This window comes from Psychrobacter sp. Sarcosine-3u-12 (assembly GCF_002836005.1).
Classification (GTDB): domain Bacteria; phylum Pseudomonadota; class Gammaproteobacteria; order Pseudomonadales; family Moraxellaceae; genus Psychrobacter; species Psychrobacter okhotskensis.
On record NZ_PJBY01000050.1, the window covers coordinates 1 to 445 of the forward strand.

Genomic DNA, 445 nt, shown 5'->3' on the forward strand with positions numbered 1-445 from the left:
TTCATAAGATTTTAGTATTTTAGGTTCATGTTCGAAATTAGACAGCTCAATATAATAGTTAGGACCGACACGTAGAAAAACCTTAAAGATTATAACAGACCTATCTTTAAAATTTTCAAGAGTGAAATGGTCTACATATTGGTCTTCTGCATAGGCACTTGAACTGATAGCAAAATGTCCTTTAACATGAATCCCTGACTTTCGTAGATAATTACGAATAGCAACAGACAGAGCGATTATTGAGATTACTAAAGCTATATAAGAAACCATACACGAATAAACCTCAATAAAATGCTGAGATTTTATTGTACTGCAAATTTAGAACTAATAACCCGAATCAACAACCTTAATTAAGAAATTTATAACAAAGTCTATTTTTGCAAACCTGCCCCGAACGCTAGACAAAGAAAAGCCCCCTCCGCGTTAGCGAAGGGGGCTTTATCTA

1 protein-coding gene is annotated in these 445 nt (G+C 34.2%); it reads right to left on the reverse strand.

Going from position 1 to position 445, the window contains the following annotated elements:
* On the reverse strand, positions 1-270 hold a 270-nt coding region (locus CXF65_RS15100), incomplete at its 3' end, for a hypothetical protein (protein ID WP_413772489.1).
* Positions 271-445 lie beyond the last annotated feature (175 nt).